19 protein-coding genes and 1 tRNA gene are annotated in these 19,389 nt (G+C 59.6%); 14 read left to right on the top strand and 6 right to left on the bottom strand.

Features of this window, described 5'->3' with window-relative positions:
- Positions 1-47 precede the first annotated feature (47 nt).
- Positions 48-1,475: a DegQ family serine endoprotease gene (locus BM019_RS05305; RefSeq protein ID WP_009042588.1), complete on the top strand. Its 1,428-nt coding sequence runs from the start codon at positions 48-50 to the stop codon at positions 1,473-1,475.
- A gap of 76 nt (positions 1,476-1,551) precedes the next feature.
- Here BM019_RS05305 and BM019_RS05300 read toward each other — a convergent pair whose 3' ends face one another.
- Complete coding sequence (locus tag BM019_RS05300; RefSeq protein WP_009042589.1) at positions 1,552-2,985, bottom strand: M48 family metalloprotease; 1,434 nt, start codon at positions 2,983-2,985, stop codon at positions 1,552-1,554.
- Between the two features lie 97 nt (positions 2,986-3,082).
- On the opposite strand from BM019_RS05300, the gene BM019_RS05295 reads away from it, so the two are divergent.
- Both BM019_RS05295 and BM019_RS05290 read left to right on the top strand, forming a co-directional pair.
- Positions 3,083-3,322 (top strand): sulfurtransferase TusA family protein, encoded by a 240-nt coding sequence (locus BM019_RS05295; protein ID WP_007930235.1) that lies wholly within the window; start codon positions 3,083-3,085, stop codon positions 3,320-3,322.
- A gap of 41 nt (positions 3,323-3,363) precedes the next feature.
- Positions 3,364-4,434 carry an AI-2E family transporter gene (locus BM019_RS05290; protein WP_007930236.1) on the top strand — a complete coding sequence of 357 codons (1,071 nt, stop codon included), beginning with the start codon at positions 3,364-3,366 and terminating at the stop codon, positions 4,432-4,434.
- Between the two features lie 88 nt (positions 4,435-4,522).
- Here the strand turns inward: BM019_RS05290 and BM019_RS05285 are convergent, their stop codons facing one another.
- The gene (locus BM019_RS05285) at positions 4,523-4,996 is read right to left on the bottom strand and encodes a peroxiredoxin (protein WP_092417789.1); all 474 of its coding nucleotides are present in this window, start codon (positions 4,994-4,996) and stop codon (positions 4,523-4,525) included.
- Positions 4,997-5,006: 10 nt separating this feature from the next.
- Positions 5,007-5,567 carry a glycine cleavage system transcriptional repressor gene (locus BM019_RS05280; protein WP_007930238.1) on the bottom strand — a complete coding sequence of 187 codons (561 nt, stop codon included), beginning with the start codon at positions 5,565-5,567 and terminating at the stop codon, positions 5,007-5,009.
- A gap of 327 nt (positions 5,568-5,894) precedes the next feature.
- Here BM019_RS05280 and dapA point away from each other — a divergent pair, with 327 nt between their 5' ends.
- The 5 genes from dapA (at position 5,895) to BM019_RS05250 (ending at position 9,579) form a co-directional block, all read left to right on the top strand.
- Positions 5,895-6,773 carry a 4-hydroxy-tetrahydrodipicolinate synthase gene (gene dapA, locus BM019_RS05270; RefSeq protein WP_009042590.1) on the top strand — a complete coding sequence of 293 codons (879 nt, stop codon included), beginning with the start codon at positions 5,895-5,897 and terminating at the stop codon, positions 6,771-6,773.
- A gap of 17 nt (positions 6,774-6,790) precedes the next feature.
- Positions 6,791-7,903: an outer membrane protein assembly factor BamC gene (bamC, locus tag BM019_RS05265; protein WP_009042591.1), complete on the top strand. Its 1,113-nt coding sequence runs from the start codon at positions 6,791-6,793 to the stop codon at positions 7,901-7,903.
- Positions 7,904-7,907: 4 nt separating this feature from the next.
- Positions 7,908-8,666 (top strand): MBL fold metallo-hydrolase, encoded by a 759-nt coding sequence (locus BM019_RS05260; protein ID WP_009042592.1) that lies wholly within the window; start codon positions 7,908-7,910, stop codon positions 8,664-8,666.
- A gap of 28 nt (positions 8,667-8,694) precedes the next feature.
- Positions 8,695-9,405: a phosphoribosylaminoimidazolesuccinocarboxamide synthase gene (purC, locus tag BM019_RS05255; protein ID WP_007930242.1), complete on the top strand. Its 711-nt coding sequence runs from the start codon at positions 8,695-8,697 to the stop codon at positions 9,403-9,405.
- Positions 9,406-9,489: 84 nt separating this feature from the next.
- Positions 9,490-9,579, top strand: a tRNA-Ser gene (locus BM019_RS05250).
- A 112-nt stretch (positions 9,580-9,691) separates the two neighbouring features.
- On the opposite strand, the gene BM019_RS05245 is transcribed toward BM019_RS05250, so the two are convergent.
- On the bottom strand, positions 9,692-10,207 hold the full coding sequence (locus tag BM019_RS05245) for a phosphohydrolase (RefSeq protein ID WP_092417788.1): 516 nt from the start codon (positions 10,205-10,207) through the stop codon (positions 9,692-9,694).
- Entirely contained in the window at positions 10,204-10,599 is a 396-nt protein-coding gene (locus tag BM019_RS05240) for a hypothetical protein (protein WP_239691045.1), read from the bottom strand. The genes BM019_RS05245 and BM019_RS05240 overlap by 4 nt, the downstream gene beginning before the upstream one ends.
- A gap of 363 nt (positions 10,600-10,962) precedes the next feature.
- Between BM019_RS05240 and BM019_RS05235 the strand changes: the two genes are divergently transcribed.
- On the top strand, positions 10,963-11,451 hold the full coding sequence (locus tag BM019_RS05235) for an Hpt domain-containing protein (RefSeq protein WP_092417787.1): 489 nt from the start codon (positions 10,963-10,965) through the stop codon (positions 11,449-11,451).
- Between the two features lie 111 nt (positions 11,452-11,562).
- On the opposite strand, the gene BM019_RS05230 is transcribed toward BM019_RS05235, so the two are convergent.
- Entirely contained in the window at positions 11,563-12,192 is a 630-nt protein-coding gene (locus BM019_RS05230) for a response regulator transcription factor (RefSeq protein WP_092417786.1), read from the bottom strand.
- A gap of 522 nt (positions 12,193-12,714) precedes the next feature.
- Here BM019_RS05230 and BM019_RS05225 point away from each other — a divergent pair.
- From BM019_RS05225 to BM019_RS05205, 5 genes are all read left to right on the top strand, one after another.
- Positions 12,715-13,275, top strand: coding sequence for a fimbrial protein (locus BM019_RS05225; protein WP_092417785.1), 561 nt, complete (start codon positions 12,715-12,717; stop codon positions 13,273-13,275).
- Positions 13,276-13,299: 24 nt separating this feature from the next.
- Complete coding sequence (locus BM019_RS05220) at positions 13,300-14,067, top strand: fimbrial biogenesis chaperone (protein WP_092417784.1); 768 nt, start codon at positions 13,300-13,302, stop codon at positions 14,065-14,067.
- A 170-nt stretch (positions 14,068-14,237) separates the two neighbouring features.
- On the top strand, positions 14,238-16,808 hold the full coding sequence (locus BM019_RS05215; RefSeq protein WP_092417783.1) for a fimbria/pilus outer membrane usher protein: 2,571 nt from the start codon (positions 14,238-14,240) through the stop codon (positions 16,806-16,808).
- Complete coding sequence (locus BM019_RS05210) at positions 16,808-17,587, top strand: fimbrial biogenesis chaperone (RefSeq protein ID WP_092417782.1); 780 nt, start codon at positions 16,808-16,810, stop codon at positions 17,585-17,587. Before BM019_RS05215 ends, BM019_RS05210 begins: the two co-directional genes overlap by 1 nt.
- A gap of 79 nt (positions 17,588-17,666) precedes the next feature.
- Positions 17,667-19,352: a ShlB/FhaC/HecB family hemolysin secretion/activation protein gene (locus tag BM019_RS05205; RefSeq protein WP_092417781.1), complete on the top strand. Its 1,686-nt coding sequence runs from the start codon at positions 17,667-17,669 to the stop codon at positions 19,350-19,352.
- Positions 19,353-19,389: the final 37 nt, after the last annotated feature.

Raw genomic sequence — 19,389 nt, 5'->3', positions numbered from 1 at the left:
ATTTCTTGTCCCTATCGCTTAACCACGCTCGTTGTAATGGGAGCCGTATGTCGATACCACGTTTGAAATCCTATCTCTCCATTTTCGCTACTGTGTTGGTGCTCGGTCAGGCCGTTACCGCGCAGGCGGCGGACTTGCCTGACTTCACACAACTGGTCGAGCAGGCGTCGCCTGCAGTGGTCAACATCAGTACCACGCAGAAGCTCCCGGACCGCAAGGTTTCCGCCCAGATGCCGGACCTCGAAGGTCTGCCGCCGATGCTGCGCGAGTTTTTCGAGCGTGGCATGCCGCCGCAGCCGCGTTCGCCACGGGGCGATCGCCAGCGTGAAGCCCAGTCCCTGGGTTCTGGCTTCATCATTTCGTCGGACGGTTACATCCTGACCAACAACCATGTGATTGCCGACGCGGATGAAATCCTTGTCCGCCTGGCCGACCGTAGCGAACTGAAAGCCAAGCTGATCGGCACCGATCCACGCTCCGACGTGGCGTTGCTGAAGATCGATGGCAAGGACCTGCCGGTGCTGAAGCTGGGCAAGTCCCAGGACCTGAAGGCTGGCCAGTGGGTAGTGGCCATCGGCTCGCCGTTTGGTTTCGACCACACCGTGACCCAGGGCATCGTCAGCGCCATCGGTCGTAGCCTGCCGAACGAAAACTATGTGCCGTTCATCCAGACCGACGTGCCGATCAACCCGGGTAACTCCGGTGGTCCGCTGTTCAACCTGGCCGGTGAAGTGGTGGGTATCAACTCGCAGATCTACACCCGTTCCGGCGGCTTCATGGGTGTGTCCTTCGCTATCCCGATCGATGTCGCCATGGATGTTTCCAACCAGCTGAAAGCCGGTGGCAAAGTCAGCCGCGGCTGGCTGGGCGTGGTTATCCAGGAAGTGAACAAAGACCTGGCGGAGTCCTTCGGCCTGGAGAAGCCGGCCGGTGCGCTGGTGGCCCAGATCCAGGACGACGGTCCGGCAGCCAAGGGCGGCTTGCAGGTGGGTGATGTGATCCTGAGCATGAATGGTCAACCGATCATCATGTCGGCGGACCTGCCGCATCTGGTCGGTGCCCTCAAGGCGGGGGCGAAAGCCAATTTGGAAGTGATTCGTGACGGCAAGCGCAAGAACGTCGAATTGACCGTTGGTGCGATTCCGGACGAAGACAAGGCCCTGGACGCCATTGGCAAGTCCGGTGTCGAGCGCAGCAGCAACCGTCTGGGCGTTGCGGTGGTCGAGCTGACCGATGAGCAGAAGAAAACCTACGACCTCAAGGGCGGTGTGGTGATCAAGGAAGTTCAGGATGGTCCAGCCGCGCTGATCGGCCTGCAGCCGGGCGACGTGATCACTCATCTGAACAATCAGGCGATCACTTCGACCAAGAACTTCACTGAAATCGCCCAGGCGCTGCCGAAGAACCGTTCGGTATCGATGCGGGTTCTGCGTCAGGGACGTGCCAGCTTCATTACCTTCAAGCTGGCCGAGTAATTCGTGTAGCGGATTGATCGCGCAATAAAAAGCCCGCCTCGAAAGAGGCGGGCTTTTTTGTGGGCGCCGGTTGGGCTCAGCGCATCATGTCCTTGACCATTTGCTCCTGGTCCATAAGCTCACGCTGACGTGCGTCGATCCGTGAAGACAGGGGGAAGTTGCTGCCAGCGCGACGTTTGGCGAAATCCAGCTGCTGGATCGCCTGGCGATAGTCGCCGACCAGGGCAAAGTATTCGGCCCGCGCCTGATGCAGGCCGATGATATTGCCTGACAGGCCACGGGTTTCCGCCACCGAGTACCAGACGTCCGGATCGTCGGAGCGGGTCTTGAGTAGGCTTTCCAGGGCCTTTTCGGCGTCCGCCGGGCGATTCTGCTTGAGCAGCAGATCGACCCGGACCTGGTTCAGTGGATAGTTGCCCGGATACTGCGCAAGCATTTTATCCACCCGAGCCTGGGCGTCGGAAAAGCGGCTGGTAGCGGTATCCAGGTCGATCTGGGCCAGGTTGTAAGTGATGTCGTTAGGTTGCTTGGCCAACAGCTGCTTGAGGTTTTCCCGGGCCTCATTGAACTGGCTGCCCTTGATCTGGGCGATGGCGAGGCCGTAGCGGGCGATGTCGTTTTTCGGGTTTTCGTCGAGCTGGGCGCGAAAACGCTTGGCGCCCATGCCGGGGGACTCTTCGTAGATCAGCTGTACTCGTGCGCGAATCAGTTGGTAACGCAGGCTGTCTTCCTTGCCCCCGGCCTTGGCCTGTTCGGCGCGGTTGCGGGTGTCGGCGATCCGCGATTCGGTGACCGGGTGAGTCAGCAGGAACTCCGGCGGCTTGGCGTCGAAACGGTACTGGCGCATCAGGCGTTCGAACATGGTCGGCATGGAGCGCGGGTCATAACCGGCCTTTTCCAGGTTGAGGATGCCGATGCGGTCGGCTTCCTGCTCGTTCTGTCGGGAGAAGCGCCGTTGTTCCTGGATGGCCGCGGCCTGGGTGCCGGCAATGGCGGCGATCCCGGCGTCGCCACCGCCCGCCGCGGCGATCACGATCCCGGCCAGCAGGGCAGCCATCATTGGCACCTGCATGCGTTGCGAGGCTTCGACGCCACGGGCGAAGTGGCGTTGCGACAAGTGCGCCAATTCGTGAGCCAGCACCGAGGCATATTCGCCTTCGGTCTGGGCGTTGAGGAACAGTCCACCGTTGACCCCGACAATCCCGCCGGGAGCGGCAAAGGCGTTGAGCTGCGGGCTGTTGATCAGGATGAACTCGAGACGCCGGTCGTTGACCTGGCTGGTCTCGACCAGTTTGTAGACGCTGGTTTCGACGTAATCCTTGAGTTGCGGGTCGTTGAGTTGCGAAACCTGGCTGCGCAGCAACGCCAGCCAGGCGCGGCCCAGTTGGTGTTCCTGTTGGGGCGAGACAATGGCAGAACTGGCGTCACCGAGTGATGGCAGGTCGTCGGCGAAGCCTGGTGAGGCGAGCAGGCAAGCGAGCGTCAGCAGGGTAGGGCGCAAAAAAGTCATGCACAAAGCCTTAGTCGACAAAGAGTCTACTGTAGCCGGACACCAGGCCTTGGACCAGATATTCTAGGTACCTCGACGACCCTCCCGGAGTGACGCAATGACTGATGCTGTAGCCCACGACGCCGAGCTCGATGCCAGCGGACTGAACTGCCCGCTGCCGCTGCTCAAGGCCAAGATGGAACTCAATCGCCTGGCCAGCGGCGCAGTGCTCAAGGTGATCGCCACGGATGCCGGCTCCCAGCGCGACTTTCGCACCTTTGCCCGTTTGGCCGGTCATACCCTGCTTCGCGAGGAAGACGAAGCCGGGGTCTATCGTTACTGGCTGAAGAAGGCCTGAACCGCCCCGGAAATCATCGCGCCTCTGTCTAAGGATCATTGATGTTCAAAGTGTTACGCGACTGGATTCAGCGCTACTTCTCTGATGAAGAGGCCGTGGTACTGGCCGTTCTGTTGTTCCTGGCCTTCACCGCGGTGCTGACCCTGGGTGGCATGCTCGCGCCGGTGTTGGCGGGGATGGTGCTGGCCTATCTGATGCAGGGGCTGGTGCTCACGCTGGAACGCTGGCGTTTGCCTGGCGGGGCGGCGGTGGGCCTGGTCTTCGCCTTGTTCATGGGGCTGCTGCTGGTGTTCATCGTGGTCGTCGTGCCGCTGTTGTGGCATCAATTGATTACCTTGTTCAACGAGCTGCCGGGAATGCTCGCCAAGTGGCAATCGTTGCTTCTGTTGTTGCCGGAGCGTTATCCGCACCTGGTGTCCGACGAACAGGTGCTGCAGGCGATCGAGGTGGCGCGCGGCGAGATCGGCAAGTTCGGCCAGTGGGCGCTGACCTTCTCGCTGTCCAGCCTGCCACTGCTGGTCAACATCATGATCTATCTGGTACTGGTGCCGATCCTGGTGTTTTTCTTCCTCAAGGATCGGGCGATGATCAGCCAGTGGGTGCGCGGTTATCTGCCGCGCGAGCGGGCCCTGATCACCCGGGTGGCCCAGGAAATGAACCGGCAGATCGCCAACTACATTCGTGGCAAGGTGATCGAGATCGTCATTTGCGGCGGGGTGACCTACATCGCCTTCGTGGCCCTGGGGCTGAACTACGCGGCCCTGCTGGCGCTGCTGGTGGGGATTTCGGTGGTGGTGCCCTACGTCGGGGCGGTGGTGGTGACCGTGCCGGTGGCGCTGATTGCCTTGTTCCAGTGGGGCTGGAGCGACCAGTTCATCTATCTGATGGCGGTCTACGGGATCATTCAGACCCTGGACGGCAACGTGCTGGTGCCGCTGCTGTTCTCCGAGGCAGTGAACCTGCATCCGGTGGCGATCATCTGTGCAGTACTGTTGTTTGGCGGGCTGTGGGGTTTCTGGGGGGTGTTTTTCGCGATTCCCCTGGCCACCCTGTTCAAGGCGGTACTGGATGCCTGGCCGCGCAAGGAGCCGGTTGTGGCGCCCTTGCTCTAGAGCGGTTCTGTTCTGGAAATGAAAAGGGGGACGGCTGAATCAGCCGCCCCCCTTTTTTAGTCGGTTACCTTTTAGTCGGTTACCGTGCTCAGGCCTTGTTCAGCGCCTGCGCAGCAGCCAGTACCGCATCCACGTGGCCTGGCACTTTCACGCCACGCCATTCCTGACGCAGCACGCCATTCTTGTCGATCAGGAAGGTGCTGCGATCGACACCCATGTATTCCTTGCCGTAGAGCTTCTTCAGCTTGATCACGTCGAACAGCTGGCAGACGGCTTCATCCTTGTCGCTGATCAGCTCGAAGGGGAATTCCTGCTTGCACTTGAAGTTCTCGTGGGACTTCAGGCCATCGCGGGAGACGCCGAACACCTCGGTGTTGGCGGCCTTGAACGCGGCGTATTGATCACGAAATCCCTGGCCTTCGGTGGTGCAGCCCGGGGTGCTGTCCTTGGGGTAGAAGTAGATCACTACCTGCTTGCCCTTGAGCGTGGCCAGGCTGACGGTCTGACCGCTGGTGGCCGGGGCTTCGAAGTGGGCAACAGGTTGGTCGATGGCAACGGCCATTGAGGCTTCCTTACATTGGGTTCTGTGGGCGCCAGGGTTCGATCAGCGCATCGAGATTCATTGCGTCGGCGAAGTCCAGGAACTGATCGCGCAGCCAGCTGATCTGGGTGCCGGCCGGCAAGGTCACGGTAAAGGTGGCGTTGAGCATGGTGCCGCCGGTCTGCGGGGCCTGATAGGTATCGCAGGTCAGGTTTTCCAGCTCGACATGGTGGTCGATGAAGAACTGGCACAGTTCATTGACGATGTCCGGGCGGTAGGCGGCGCTGACGTAAGCCACATAAGGCAGGGCCTGCGGGCGGTTTTCCAGGGCCGCGCTGCGCACCACGTTGACGGTGAAGGCGTATTTCTTCGCCAGCGACGGCAGGCCGGCCTCCAGGCGCGCCAGGGCATCCCAGCTGCCGGAAACCTCCAGGACCAGCGCACTGCACTCGCCATGGCGGGTCAGGCGGGAGGTCACCACGGCGCAGCGGTTTTCATGGCTGGCGCGGCACAGGACGTTGGTCAGCTCCATGGGGTTGGCGCCGAGGGCACTGATGACAAGGAATTGTTCGCGGACTGTGGGGGTGGACATGCAGCATTCCTAAAGCGATGAGCGGTCGATACTTTTGCAGGCTCGAGTACTGGGTGAACGTCCGGATGCGGTTTCAGAAGCCCTGAACCGCCAGGTTGCGACGAGCTCCATAAAAGGCGAGAGCGAAGGGCGGCAACGCAGGATTGGGGCTTCGGATGCCGAAAAGGGAGGCTGGAACCCGGCGTACAAGCTTAGCAGTACCGATCAAAGCCTGAAGGGTAGCGAAATACATCGCTCAGGGGAATGCTCGCAGCGCGGTACTTCGCTTGTGCAAGCATCTTGGCGCCAGTACCATTACCGCTCTCTTTTTCCGGCAGGAGCGGTTGCATGATTGCGGGCAGTATGGTGGCACTGGTCACACCCATGGATGCACAGGGTCGTCTCGACTGGGACAGCCTGAGCAAACTGGTGGACTTCCACCTGCAAGAGGGCACCAACGCCATTGTGGCGGTCGGCACTACAGGTGAGTCGGCTACCCTCGATGTGAACGAACACATCGAAGTGATTCGTCGCGTGGTCGCTCAGGTTGCAGGGCGTATCCCGGTGATCGCCGGTACCGGCGCGAACTCGACGCGCGAAGCGATCGAGCTGACCACCAATGCGAAGATCGCCGGTGCCGACGCGTGCCTGCTGGTGACCCCTTATTACAACAAGCCGACGCAAGAAGGCCTGTATCAGCATTTCCGTGCCATCGCCGAAGCCGTCGATATCCCGCAGATCCTCTATAACGTGCCGGGCCGCACCGCTTGCGACATGCAGGCCGAGACCGTGATCCGCCTGTCGACCGTGCCGAACATCATCGGCATCAAGGAAGCCACCGGTGACCTGCAGCGCGCCAAGGACATCCTGGCCGGCGTGAGCAGCGACTTCCTGGTGTACTCCGGCGACGATGCAACCGCCGTCGAACTGATCCTGCTGGGCGGCAAGGGCAATATTTCGGTGACCGCCAACGTGGCGCCAAAAGCCATGAGCGAGATGTGCGCCGCCGCGATGCGTGGCGATGCCGCCACCGCCCGGGCGATCCACGAGAAGCTGATGCCGCTCAACAAGACTCTGTTTATCGAATCCAACCCTATTCCCGTGAAATGGGCCCTGTGCGAGATGGGCTTGATGGCGAACGGTATCCGTCTGCCGCTCACCTGGCTCAGTGCTGCCTGTCACGAACCGCTGCGGCAGGCCATGCGCCAGTCCGGCGTATTGGTTTAATTGAGGAAGTACTACGCATGAAGCGATTGGCCGGACTTTCCGCACTTGCCTTGATTATCTCCAGCACCAGTGGCTGCGGTTGGATTTGGGGGCCGGAAGGCTACTTCCGTGACCGCGGCAGCGATTACCTGCAAGCGCAACAGACCGCACCGATGCAACTGCCGTCGGATGTCAGCACCTCCAAGCGCCTCGATCCGCTGCTGCCGATTCCGCGCAACGTGGCCGACGACACCGTCAAGGGCGAATACATCGTGCCGCGTCCGCAGCCGTTGGGCTCGGTGGCCGATGCCAGCGACTACACCCTGCAGAAGAGCGGCGATGCGCGTTGGGTCATGGCCCAGCACGCCCCGGCCGAAGTCTGGCCGGTGGCCATGCAGTTCTTCCAGGACAACGGTTTCCGTATTGACGAACAACGTCCGCAAACCGGCGAGTTCACTACCGCCTGGCAGCGTTCCGACGAGCTCTCCGCATCCATGGCCAAGCGCCTGGGCAGCGTAGGTTCGGCCGATAACGAAACCCGCGTGCGGGTGCGTATCGAACCAGGCGTGCAGCGCAATACCAGTGAAGTCTACGTGGTGAGCGCCGAGCGTCCTGCCGGCAGCACGTCCAGCGTCGATTTCACCAACCGCTCGGTCAACACCAGCCTGGATGCCGCGCTGGTCGACGAAATGCTCGCCAGCATGAGCCGCAGCGCCGAGAAGGGCGGTTCGGTCTCCCTGCTGGCCGCGCGTGATTTCGATACCCCTAGCCGTGTCAGCCTCACCGAGGACGGCAGCGGCAACGTGGTGCTCAATCTCGGCGAAGACCTCGACCGCGCCTGGTCGAGCGTCGGCCGCGCCCTGGAACAGGGCGAGTGGCGCGTTGAAGACATCAACCGCAGCCTGGGCCTGTACTACATCAACCTGGCGGAAAAAGCCGAGAAGAAAAACGACGAGCCGGGCTTCTTCGGCAAGTTGTTCGGCAGCGCACCGGCCAAGGAAGAAATCGAGGCCCGCGCCGAGCGTTATCAGGTTCGCCTGAGCAAGGTGGGCGACAACGTCCAGGTCACCGTCGAGAAAGACATCAACACCGTTGCGCCGCCTGAAGTGGCGCGCAAAGTGTTGACCGTGATTCAGGACAACCTGGGCTGATCCGATGCGTTTCGCCGTTCTCGGCAGTGGTAGTCAAGGGAATGGCACGCTGATAGCCAGTGACGACACCTACGTCCTGGTGGATTGTGGTTTCTCCTTGCGCGAAACCGAGCGGCGCCTGCTGCGTCTGGGGGTAGCCCCTGCGCAGCTGAGTGCGATTCTGGTAACCCACGAACATGCCGACCACGTGCATGGCGTGGGTTTGCTGTCTCGGCGCTACAATTTACCGGTCTACCTCAGTCGCGGCACGTTGCGCGGGATGCGCAAACCGGTGGACGCCGCGGGTTTTCTCGCCGGGGGCGAGACGCTTCAGGTCGGTGCCTTGAGTATCGACGTGACCCGCGTCGCCCACGATGCACTGGAACCTGTGCAGTACGTGTTCAGTGACGGCCAGCGGCGCTTCGGCCTGCTGACCGACCTGGGTTCCTACTGCGACACGGTGATCGACCGCTATCGCGGGTTGGATGCCTTGATGATCGAGGCCAATCACTGCCGCGACATGCTGGCCCGAGGTTACTACCCGTATTTCCTCAAGCAGCGGGTCGGTGGGGAAATGGGACATTTGAACAACCATCAGGCCGCAAGCCTGGTGGCCGAGTTGGGCTGGCAGGACCTGCAGCATCTGGTACTGGCCCACCTCAGCAGCAAGAACAACCTGCCGCAGCTGGCCCGGCAATGTTTTGTCGACACCCTCGGGTGCGACCCGGACTGGCTGCAACTGGCCGATCAAGATTCAGGGCTCGACTGGCGCCACATCGCCTAGCCCACCTACTTAGCAAGCGGAGCCCATCATGGAAAAACGTGAAGAACTCTACCGTGGCAAAGCCAAATCGGTTTACAAGACCGACGACGCCGACCGCCTGGTCCTGCTGTTTCGCAACGACACCTCGGCGTTCGACGGCAAGCGTATCGAGCAGCTCGATCGCAAAGGCATGGTGAACAACAAGTTCAACGCCTTCATCATGCAGAAGCTCGAAGAGGCCGGCGTGCCGACCCAATTCGACAAGCTGCTGGGCGACAACGAGTGCCTGGTGAAGAAGCTGGACATGATCCCGGTCGAATGCGTCGTGCGTAACTACGCCGCCGGCAGCCTGGTCAAGCGCCTGGGTGTGGAAGAGGGTCTGAAGCTCAACCCTTATACCTTCGAACTGTTCCTGAAGGACGACGCCAAGGGCGACCCGTTCATCAACGAATCCCACGTCGTGGCCTTCGGTTGGGGTACCGCCGAGCAACTGGCGCGCATGAAAGAACTGTCGCTCAAGGTCAACGAAGTCCTGAGCAAGCTGTTCGACGACGCTGGCCTGCTGTTGGTGGACTTCAAGCTGGAGTTCGGCGTATTCCACGGCCAGATCGTCCTGGGCGACGAGTTCAGCCCGGATGGCTGCCGCCTGTGGGACAAGGAGACCCGCAAGAAGATGGACAAGGACCGCTTCCGTCAGGGGCTCGGTGATGTGATCGAAGCCTACGAAGAAGTCGCCAATCGTCTGGGCGTACCGCTGTAATCGACGCAACCGACTGATAGCACGGAAAAAATTTGCCCGAGGGGCTTCGCTTCGGGCAAAGGTGCTGTTATGATGCGCGCCGTTGGAGAGATGCCAGAGTGGCCGAATGGGACGGATTCGAAATCCGTTGTACCTTTGCGGGTACCTAGGGTTCGAATCCCTATCTCTCCGCCATTATTGAATAAGACTAAGCCCCTGTAATCATTGATGATTACAGGGGCTTTTTCGTTTCCGGGGTATTTATTAGGGCATTTTTAGGGCAAAAGCGGTTGGCCTGTGGGCCGCCTTAGGCCGCCCTGAAGGCGGCTGAAGAACTGCATGCTCGCCGCTTGGGCTGACTCGGGGTGATACGCTTGGGCATGGCGGGGATGCCTTCCAGACATTTCCACTCGTCCTCCGGGTGGGCTGGCATCAGGTCGCGGCGTTCAGTGGCCAGCAGCACCATATCGGCGCGTAGCACGCAGTCAGGCAGGCCGGGTTCGAGGTTGAAGCGGTCGCAGATTGCCTGCCAGATGGTTTCCTCGACCTGGCGGTACTGCGGCATTACTTGCTTGAGTGGCCGGACCATATTGCCGATGTACGCTTCGGTCGCATCGTGGAGCAGGGCGGCCAGCTGGTGTTTCTCGGGGCACAGGTCGGCCACTAGTAAGCTGTGCTGGGCGACGCTGTAGTGCTGGCGGGTGTGGCCGTTGAAGCGACACAGGTGGGCCAGTGCATGGGCGATGTCGTAGGGAGTGACCATCGCGGCGGTTGGGTTTAGCAGGTCGAACTGGCGGCCGCTGGCGGTGAGTAGCCAGGTCATGCTGCGTCCTCCGCTGGTTGTTCGCTCTGGCCGCGGGCCAGGCGCTGCTGCTCCGGTTCGAAGGCTTCGCGTAGGTGTGGGTAGCCATGCCCATCACTGATGGTGACCACATAAGTTTCGCTAGCCGTCTGACCCTGGACCAGGAGATCGGCCGGAGCGTGAACCTTGGTGGCAGTAGAAAGGCTGGTCGCGTTATCGAGTGACCAGAGTGTCTTTGCGTTGCCACCCAGGTCATTGGACATGACGTCCAGATACACGATCCCCAGCAGGTCTTCAGTGATGGTTGCGCTGCTCGTGCCAATGACGCCGGTAGTGAAAATGTCGTCCTGCGCCTGCGGCGTATTGGAAAACGAAGTTGCGGTGTCGCCGCTGGTCGTTGTGGTGGTAGCCATGTCTTTCTCCCGAGAATGTTTTTTTAGAATCGTCAGGTCCTGCTGACAGGACGAAGTCCCATGCACCCAACACTGATGCGGCTCAATGAGCTGAAACCCTTATGCGGCAAGGGCTGGGTGGGTCATTCCAGCGCTTGGATACCTGCAAGTTGCAGCGTCAGTTGTTAAAAAAAAGCCAGAGCATTTTTCTGGCGGGCTTTTTTCATACTGTCCGGAGTTCAATGTCTAGGGGGCCTTCCTGAATAAGGCCGCGCTGTTCAGCGCTTTGAGAAACGTCTGATATTCGCTTCCGGGAGTTTTGCCTAGCCTGATCTGTATTCAATGAACGGGCCGCGGCATATTCAAGTGAGCAAGGAGGTGGATATGAATAGGCAGAATGCACAGGCCGGCGCAACGCTGGAGACGGCAGGCTTCGACACTGGCGTAAGCATGGATGACGAGATGTTTCACGCTATTCGGGTCGGTTCCGCCGTGTCGTTGCTAGAGGTGCTTGGCAGGCTCATGGACCTTGCTGGCGACAATGAGCAAGTCGCGCGACGGCTCATCGACGAGGTAAGGACCTACCAGATCAAAGACCTCGAGCTGTTGCGGGCGTACTGCGAACAAAACGATCGGCAAGCCATTGCCAGGCTGTGCCACAAGATGGCGGGTGCAGCTTGTGTGTTGAAGTACCAGCCGCTGATTTCCAGCTGCCAGCAGTTGAGGGATGTCAGTGTCGCAGGGACCTGGCCGGTGCTGTTGGAAAGGGCGCAGCTGGTCGAGCAGGCGTTGCTCAACCTCAAGGACATCTGTCTTGTAGCCATACAGGATGATGGGCCAATCAATCTGAGAGAACTGCCTCGTGAGCGCTGATTCCTCTGCTGCTCTAAAAGGGAGTCGTGCTCGATGTCTCGTCGTAAAACCGATAAGACGCTGATTCTGGAGAGGACAGATGTCCATGTGCTGCTGGGTTTCGCGAGAGGCCTATATGATTCCTTTCTGCCTGGCTATTTCAATCAGGGCCAGAAGGTTGGTGGTATTGAATTTCTTCAAGAGTCTTACTTTGTAAGTACTGACCGTTTTGTGACTGATAAGCAGAGTCGCTGCAATCTCCCTATTGTTAAGGCCCTGCGCCAATAATCTTAATGTGGTGATTTCCCTATTGGTCAGCTGAGAGGCGGCAATGCTTTGCATCTGGTTGGTGTGAATGCTTTCCTGCAACAGGAGTAACGAACTTTCAGGAAAATAGGTATGCCCCGATAACAGCGCCTTTACTGCATCTCCCACCTCATCCAGCGCTTCGTCCTTGCAGATGAAGCCTGCTGCGCCCCCATGCAAACAACGTACGGCAAAATTTTTTGAGTCGCTGGAAGTCAATATCAGCGTTTTTACCAGGAAGTTATTTGCCTTGAAGTGACTGAGTACCGATAACCCGTCCAGTTGCGGTAGATCGAGGTCAAGTATCACCAGGTCCGGTTTATATGTGCGAACAACTTGAATGGCATCGACGCCATTGTCTGCCTCGGCGGCGATATGGTGACCGTTACGTTCAAGTATGACTTTCAATGCGACTCTGACCAGGGGATGGTCGTCGACTATTACTATGGATCCCATAGTGTGCTCTCTCTATATTGATTATGTGTGCAGGTTTTATATTTTTACTCTCTATATTCAATTCTGCTCATTGAGGTTGGGCCTTTTGTCGGTGCTCACCGCGCAGGCCGGCGGGGTAGACTCCTTTCATTTTTATCGAGTGGCTAGTTAGTCTGGCTCAGGCTACTTCTGATGCGAGTACTTGGCAGAGTTCAGCCGAACGCAACGCGTTGAAGAAGTACACACTCTTGCCTCATAAGTAAAGATGAAATCAATGGGTGGCTTGTTAAGATATTTCTGATGGGTTAATCGGCCGTCTCTCAGTTCAAATTCGAAGGTTGATCGGTAAGCTATGACTTCCTTTGGGTGTCCTCCGTGGGGCAGCAAGGGGGCTGCTATTGTTGTCGATCAATCAACTTAGACTTTGAATGAGAGAGGCTAATGGGCTGCCATGGCTGGCGTGATTTGCTCATGGCTGAGCCGGGAGGACGATCAAAAGTAGATTGCACTTCTTTTGCCGATCAACGTGAACAAGGAAATCACATGAAACGAACATCTTTACTATCCCTGGCAACTTCCAGCTTGATGCTTGCGGCACTTGTTCCATCGTTATCTCATGCCACTGATGGTGTGGTTAACTTCTCTGGCAGCATCACTGACGTGACTTGCAATATCAACAACCAGGCACCGGGTGAAAACAACATCACCAACGTTGAGCTGGGACGCATCTCTCCTAAGATCTTCAAGGCCATTGGCGATGCTTCTCCGTTCAAACCCTTCCAGTTGGTGCTGTCCGGCGACCAATGTGCCAATGGCACCAAGGTCGTGGTTGATTTCGATCAGGTGGGTAACGTTGATCCACTCACAGGTAACCTGAAACTGATCGGCGCGGCGCCTGCCACCGGTGTGCAGATCCAGGTTTACAACGACGATGCCAACGGCAAGAAGATCCCGCTCGGTCAGTCGGAAGCCGCGCCACAGGAAGCCACCGTTGCAGGCAACACGGCAACCCTGAAGTTCAAGGCGAACTATGTTGCGACCGCGGCTAGCGTTGGCGCGGGTTCGGGTAACTCCTTCGTTCGATATACCCTGTCGTATAAGTAAAGACTAGCGTCCGAGGAGTACGTCATGACGCCGAAAACGCGTATTTTTTCTTCTTTCGTTCTCGGCGTCATGTTCCTGGGTGTATGTTCCGGCACCGTACAGGCGTCGGTAGTCATCGAGGGTACTCGGCTGGTTTATCCATCGGATGCTCGGGAAGTTACAATAAAAATGAGTAATACCGGTGCCTCTGCTTCATTGGCCCAAAGCTGGATCGATGATGGCGATTCAACTAAAGGCCCCGAGGAAATAAAGGTTCCATTCTTGGTGTCCCCTGCGGTGATTCGTCTGGATCCGGATAGTTCAGCTTCACTGCGTGTTTCCTATACCGGTGAAAAGCTTGCAGAGGATCGAGAGTCCTTGTTCTGGCTCAATGTGCTGGAAACGCCTCCGCGCAAGGAAGTCGATGAAAATGTCTTGCAGTTTACATTTAGAACCCGAATCAAAGTGTTCTTTCGGCCCAGGAACTTGAAGTCGGATGTGGACTTGGTGGCGAATAAACTCGATTGGCAATTCAAACAAGCCAGTCATCCGGATAAAGAAGGTAAGGTCGAGCACCGCCTTGGAATCCAAGTAAACAATCCGACGGCGTATTACGTTTCTTTCGGCAAGATCGAGGTTGCTCTGGATGGGCGACGGATTGCAGTTAAAGATGAAATGATTGCGCCTTTCAGTAGTGGTTTTTTTCCATTGCCTGAACAGTCTCCTCAGACTTATCGCAAAGCCTCTGTTCATTACGAGGTCATTAACGACTTCGGTGGGCGGCGCGTACTTGAAAAACCGTTGCCCCTGTAACTTTTATCACCCTGCAGTTTTTGTCATCTCTATGACCTGGCTGCATGCCGGTATCGAATATGTTGAACGTCCAGCGTAGTTGTCTGGTTGTTTTTGCTTGTGCGTTAGTTTCGTACGGTTTGAGCCCAGGCCGGTTTTTTCTATGTCTTGTTTCTACGGCGGCTATTGTCATGGCGACTGAGACATGGGCTGGAACTTCCACTGCCGAGTCCGCGGGGCAGGGCGTGGTATTCGATTCGCAGATGTTGTTTCAGACCGAAGGTGCCCCCATCGATACCAGCCGCTTTGAGCGCCAGGGCTTTCTCATTCCGGGCAATTACCGCATCGACCTGTTGGTAAACGGTCAGTGGCGTGCCACGCAGAACATCGAGTTTCGCGACACGCATGGGCCGCAAGGGGGCCAGCCTTGTTATGAGCGTTCGTTGCTGGTTCGCGCCGGTATCGATCTGGACAAGGCGGCTTCGGCGCAACCTTCCGCAGAAAGCATGCCGGAGGGCACCTATTGCGCGGACCTGGCTCGCTACATTCCTGGTCTCACCACGAAGATCGATCTCAAGGAGCTGACGATCGATCTTTCGGTCCCGCAATATTTCCTGCAGAAGAACCTGTCGAAAACCTACGTCGACCCGGCCAACTGGGATCATGGCGTTTCCGCGGGGCTACTCAACTACAACACTAACCTGTTCAGCGTGCAAAACAGCGGCCGCACCATGACCAATGGTTATGCCGGGCTGAACATGGGGATCAATGCCGGTTCGGTGCGCTTACGGCATAACGGCACCCTGACCTGGTCGCCGCAATCGGGCGGCCATTATCAGCGCGGGCAAATTTATGCCCAGACCGAACTGCCGGCCTGGCGCTCGCAACTGTTGGTGGGGGAGAGCGCCACCGATGCTGCTCTGTTCGACTCGGTATCGTTCCGTGGGGTACAGCTGTCCAGCGACGACCGGATGCTCCCCGATACCGAACGCTTTTACGCGCCGGTGATACGCGGTACGGCCAGCTCGAACGCCAAGGTGTCGGTTTATCAGCGCGGTTATCTGATCTCCGAAACCTCGGTAGCGCCTGGACCGTTCGAGATCAGCGATCTGCAGGCCGCCAGCTTCGGTGGCGACCTGAGCGTCACCGTGACCGAGGCCAACGGCAAGAGCAGCAGCTTCACCGTGCCCTTCGCTACGACTGTTCAGTTACTGCGCCCTGGAAACTCTCGATATGGCTTCACCGCTGGCCAGATCATCGATCCTGGGCTGCGTGGCAGTAACCAGTATGTGCTGCAAGGGACAGCCCAGCACGGTCTGGATAACGACATTACCGGATACATCGGCAGTGCTGTCACGGGCAGTTATATGTCGGTGCTGATGGGGAGCGCGCTCAATACCGATGTGGGGGGCTTTGCCTTCGATGTGACCCAGGCCAAAACCAACGTGCCCAGAAGGGGCCGTCTGAAGGGGACGAGCCTGCGTCTGTCCTATAGCAAGAACCTGCCCAATAGCGGTACCAACTTCTCGTTACTGGCTTATCGCTACTCGACCCGTGGTTATTTGGGACTGCATGACGCGGTCGCGTTGCAGGACTTCGTCGAGAGCGGCGAACGGGTGGAAGCCTTCTCCCGAATGCGTGACCGGCTGGATGTGAATATCAGTCAGCAGTTGAAGGCCACTGGCGGGAATTTCTATGTCAGTGGTTCGGCGCTCAATTACTGGAGCAGACAAGGCAAGGCACTGAGCTTTTCCACGGGTTACAGCAATCAGTGGCGGGGCAATAGCTATTCCTTCGCCGTACAGCGCACGTTGGGACAGAACCGGTATTCAGGACGTCGGGCAGTCAGTAGCAATACGACCTTGAGTTTGACCCTTACAATCCCGCTGGGCCGTGAGACCCGGGGCGCAACGGTGCTCAATAACTTCGTCAGTCACGACCAGAGCACCGGAACTCATCTGACCAGCGGCGTTTCCGGGACAGTGGACGACGCGGGCAAAGCCTCCTATGCCGTGTCCGTTTCCCGTGATGACAAGCAACGGGAAACCAGCCACAACGCCAGTCTCAATTATTCCTTGCCCCAGGTGGCCTTAAGTTCCAGTTTTTCCCAGGGCAGCGATTACCGCCAGGGCTCCATCGGTGCGTCCGGCGGCATGATCCTGCACCCCGGCGGCCTGACGTTTGCCCAGACCCTGAGCGAGACCAGCGGCCTGGTCTACGCGCCTCATGCCAAGGGCGCAGGGGTCGGCTACAGCGGTGCGCGGGTGAATGGCAGCGGTTACGCGGTGGTGCCCAGCCTGACGCCTTTCCAGCTCAACACCGTGGATATCGACCCGAAGGGCATGCCCGACGACGTCGAGCTGCAGGTCAGTTCGCGCAACACCGCACCAGTAGCGGGAGCCGTGGTGATGCTGTCTTACCCGACCCGCAAGGCGCGCTCTTTCCTGATCAACAGCCTGCAACCCAATGGCGCGCTCCTGCCGTTTGCCGCGATCGCCACCGACGCCGAGAGCGGGGTGGAAATGGGCGCGGTCGGCCAGGGCAGCCGCCTGGTGCTGCGCAGCGAAAAGGACCAGGGCTCGATCCGCGTCGAATGGGGTGACCAGCCTGGGCAGCAATGCCTGATCGACTACCGCTTGCCCAAGCGCGATGCAGCGTCTGCCAAGGCGGTTGAGGCGAAGGGCTATGAGGTGTTCGACCTGCCATGCCGACCGCTGCCTCCCGACACTGCCGGGGCTCCTGCTCCGGCGAGGAACGGCTGATGCGACAAGCAGGCGGCTTGTGCTGCCCCTCGGCCATGGCTCGGTGGATCTGTGGGAGCCTGATGGCTGCCTGCTTGCTGATGTCGCTTTGCGCCGACGCCCAGGCGGCACTGGCCATTACCGGTACGCGCTTCATTTACCCGGCCAATACCCCGGCGTTGACGGTCAGGGTCGGCAACACCGGCGATGCGCCGATCCTCCTCCAAACCTGGCTGGACCGGGGGGATACGCGCGCCGACCCGAGCCGTCTGACGGTGCCGTTCGTACTGTCGCCGCCTATTTCACGGCTGGACCCACAACAGCGCAGTGCCCTGGTGGTGCGTTACACCGGCGAACCCTTGCCCGGCGATCGCGAGTCGGTGTTCTGGATCAATTTCCTTGAAGTGCCGCCGGTGACGACCAGCGACAGCAATGTGCTGCGCCTGGCCTATCGCATGCGCATGAAGCTGCTGTACCGCCCTTCGGGCCTTGCCGGCAAGGCGGACGAGGCAATCGGGCAAGTGGTCTGGAGCCTCGACAAGACCCCCGGAGCGGACGGGCAAATGGCGTTGCTGGCCACCAGCCGGGCGCCTTACTACGTATCCATCCCGCAGTTGGAACTGGGTAGCGGGGCTCAATCGATCAGTTGGCAGGGGATCACGCTCGAGCCTTTCGGCACGACACGTATCGCCCTGCCCGCAACAAAAAAGGCAGCCGTCGCCAATGCGACGGTCGTTCGTTACCAGGTGGCGATAGACAGCGGGGAGACGCTGAGTGGAAGTGCGCGGTTACAACAGTAGTTTTGCGATGGACAGATTCGCGGCGAGTGCGTCGTCATGCGGTTGCGGTCGAGCGCCCGAGGGTGCGCGACCGGTAGGCATGAGGCTGGGGCGGCGCGGGTCGTGTTTCGTCCTGGCAGCGCTGCTGCCCCTGGCGGTGCCCGATATCGCCCTGGCCTTGCAGGTGCCTAACGCCGGTCAGGCGATGCGTGACATCGAGTCGGTCCAGCCGGTCCAGCCAGTCCCTTCGGAGCTGGAGCTGGATCTGCCCAAGGCCGAGACACCCGCCGCGCCGGCGGCCCCGGACACCTCCGGGATCCGGGTGCAGGTCCAGGCGTTTGCCATCGAGGGCAACCAGGTTTTCACCACCGAGCGCCTGCAGCCGCTGCTGGCTGACCTGCAGGGCCAGGAGCTGGACCTGAACGGTTTGCGCGCAGCCGCGCAGCGTATTACCGACTACTACCAGAAACAGGGTTATGTACTGGCCCGCGCTTTCCTGCCGCCCCAGGACATTGAAAACGGCCTGGTGCGGATCGCTGTGGTGGAGGGGCGTTACGGGCGCATCGAAGTGCAGAACCGTTCGCGCGCGCTGGATCAGGTGGTGCGGGCGCCGCTGTCGTCGTTGAACAGCGGCGAGGCGGTATACGACGCGGACCTGGAGCGTAGCCTCTTGCTGTTGAGCGACCTGCCCGGGGTCCAGGCTCGCGGCACCTTGCGTCCTGGCCAGGAGTACGGGACCACCGACCTGGTGATCGATACCGAGCCCGGGCCGTTGCTGAACGGCACCCTGGAGGCGGACAACTTCGGTGGTTACTACACCGGTGAATACCGCCTGGGCGGCAGTCTCAACCTCAACAACCCCTTGCGCCTCGGCGACCAGCTCAGCCTGCGGGCGATGCGCAGCGACGAATCGCAGCGCTATTACCGTGCGGCCTACCAGTTACCGGTCGGGCCCTGGTCGACCCGCATCGGCGGTGCGTACTCGGAAATGAGCTACCGCCTGTACAGGGACTTCGAGGTCCTCGACTACCACGGTACCGCCAGCTTCCGCAGTTTTTTCGTCGCCCAGCCGCTGGTGCGCAGCCGCACCTTCGACCTCACTGCGCAACTGCAATACGAAGACAAACGGCTACGCGACGATATCGACCTGTTCGAATTCAGTAACCGCAAGCGGATCGGCCTATGGACCCTGAGCCTCAGCGGCAATAGCCAGGACCGTTTTTTCCGGGGAGGCCAGAACTTCTTCGATCTGTCCTACGGCAGCGGCCGGTTGCGTTTTGGCGACCCCGCGGAAGAGGTTCGCGATGGTCGTACCGCGGGCAGCTCGGGCGGGTTCGCCAAGCTCAATCTCAACGCCGCGCGCCTGCAGCGCCTGAGCGACCGTTTCCAGCTCTATACCCGGCTGAGTGCGCAATGGGCCAACAGCAACCTGGACAACTCGGAAAAGCTCGGCCTTGGCGGTCCCTACGGTGTGCGTGGCTATTCATTGGGCGCCGGCAGCGGCGACCAGGGCTGGCAGGCCAGTGCCGAGCTGCGCTACGCCCTGGCCCCGCGCTGGCAGCTCAGCGCCTTCGCCGACAACGGCACGGTCAAGGTCGATCGCCAACCCTGGACCTCCGAAAACAATACCCGCCGGATCACGTCGACCGGCATCGGTGCCAGCTGGGCGGGGCCTTCGCAGCAAGTCAACCTGACGCTCGCCTGGCCGCTGCATGACAACGGCAAGACCCGGGACAAGCCGGAGCGCCGCCCCCAGGTCTGGATGAACGCGACGCAATATTTCTAGTACCTGCTCGTAGCAGGAGTGGTGTCGTTCTGCAAAT

The organism is Pseudomonas sp. NFPP07, assembly GCF_900115645.1.
Classification (GTDB): Bacteria; Pseudomonadota; Gammaproteobacteria; order Pseudomonadales; family Pseudomonadaceae; genus Aquipseudomonas; species Aquipseudomonas chlororaphis.
Note: the sequence above shows the minus strand (reverse complement) of the source record. Positions and strands in the feature narration are given on the sequence as shown.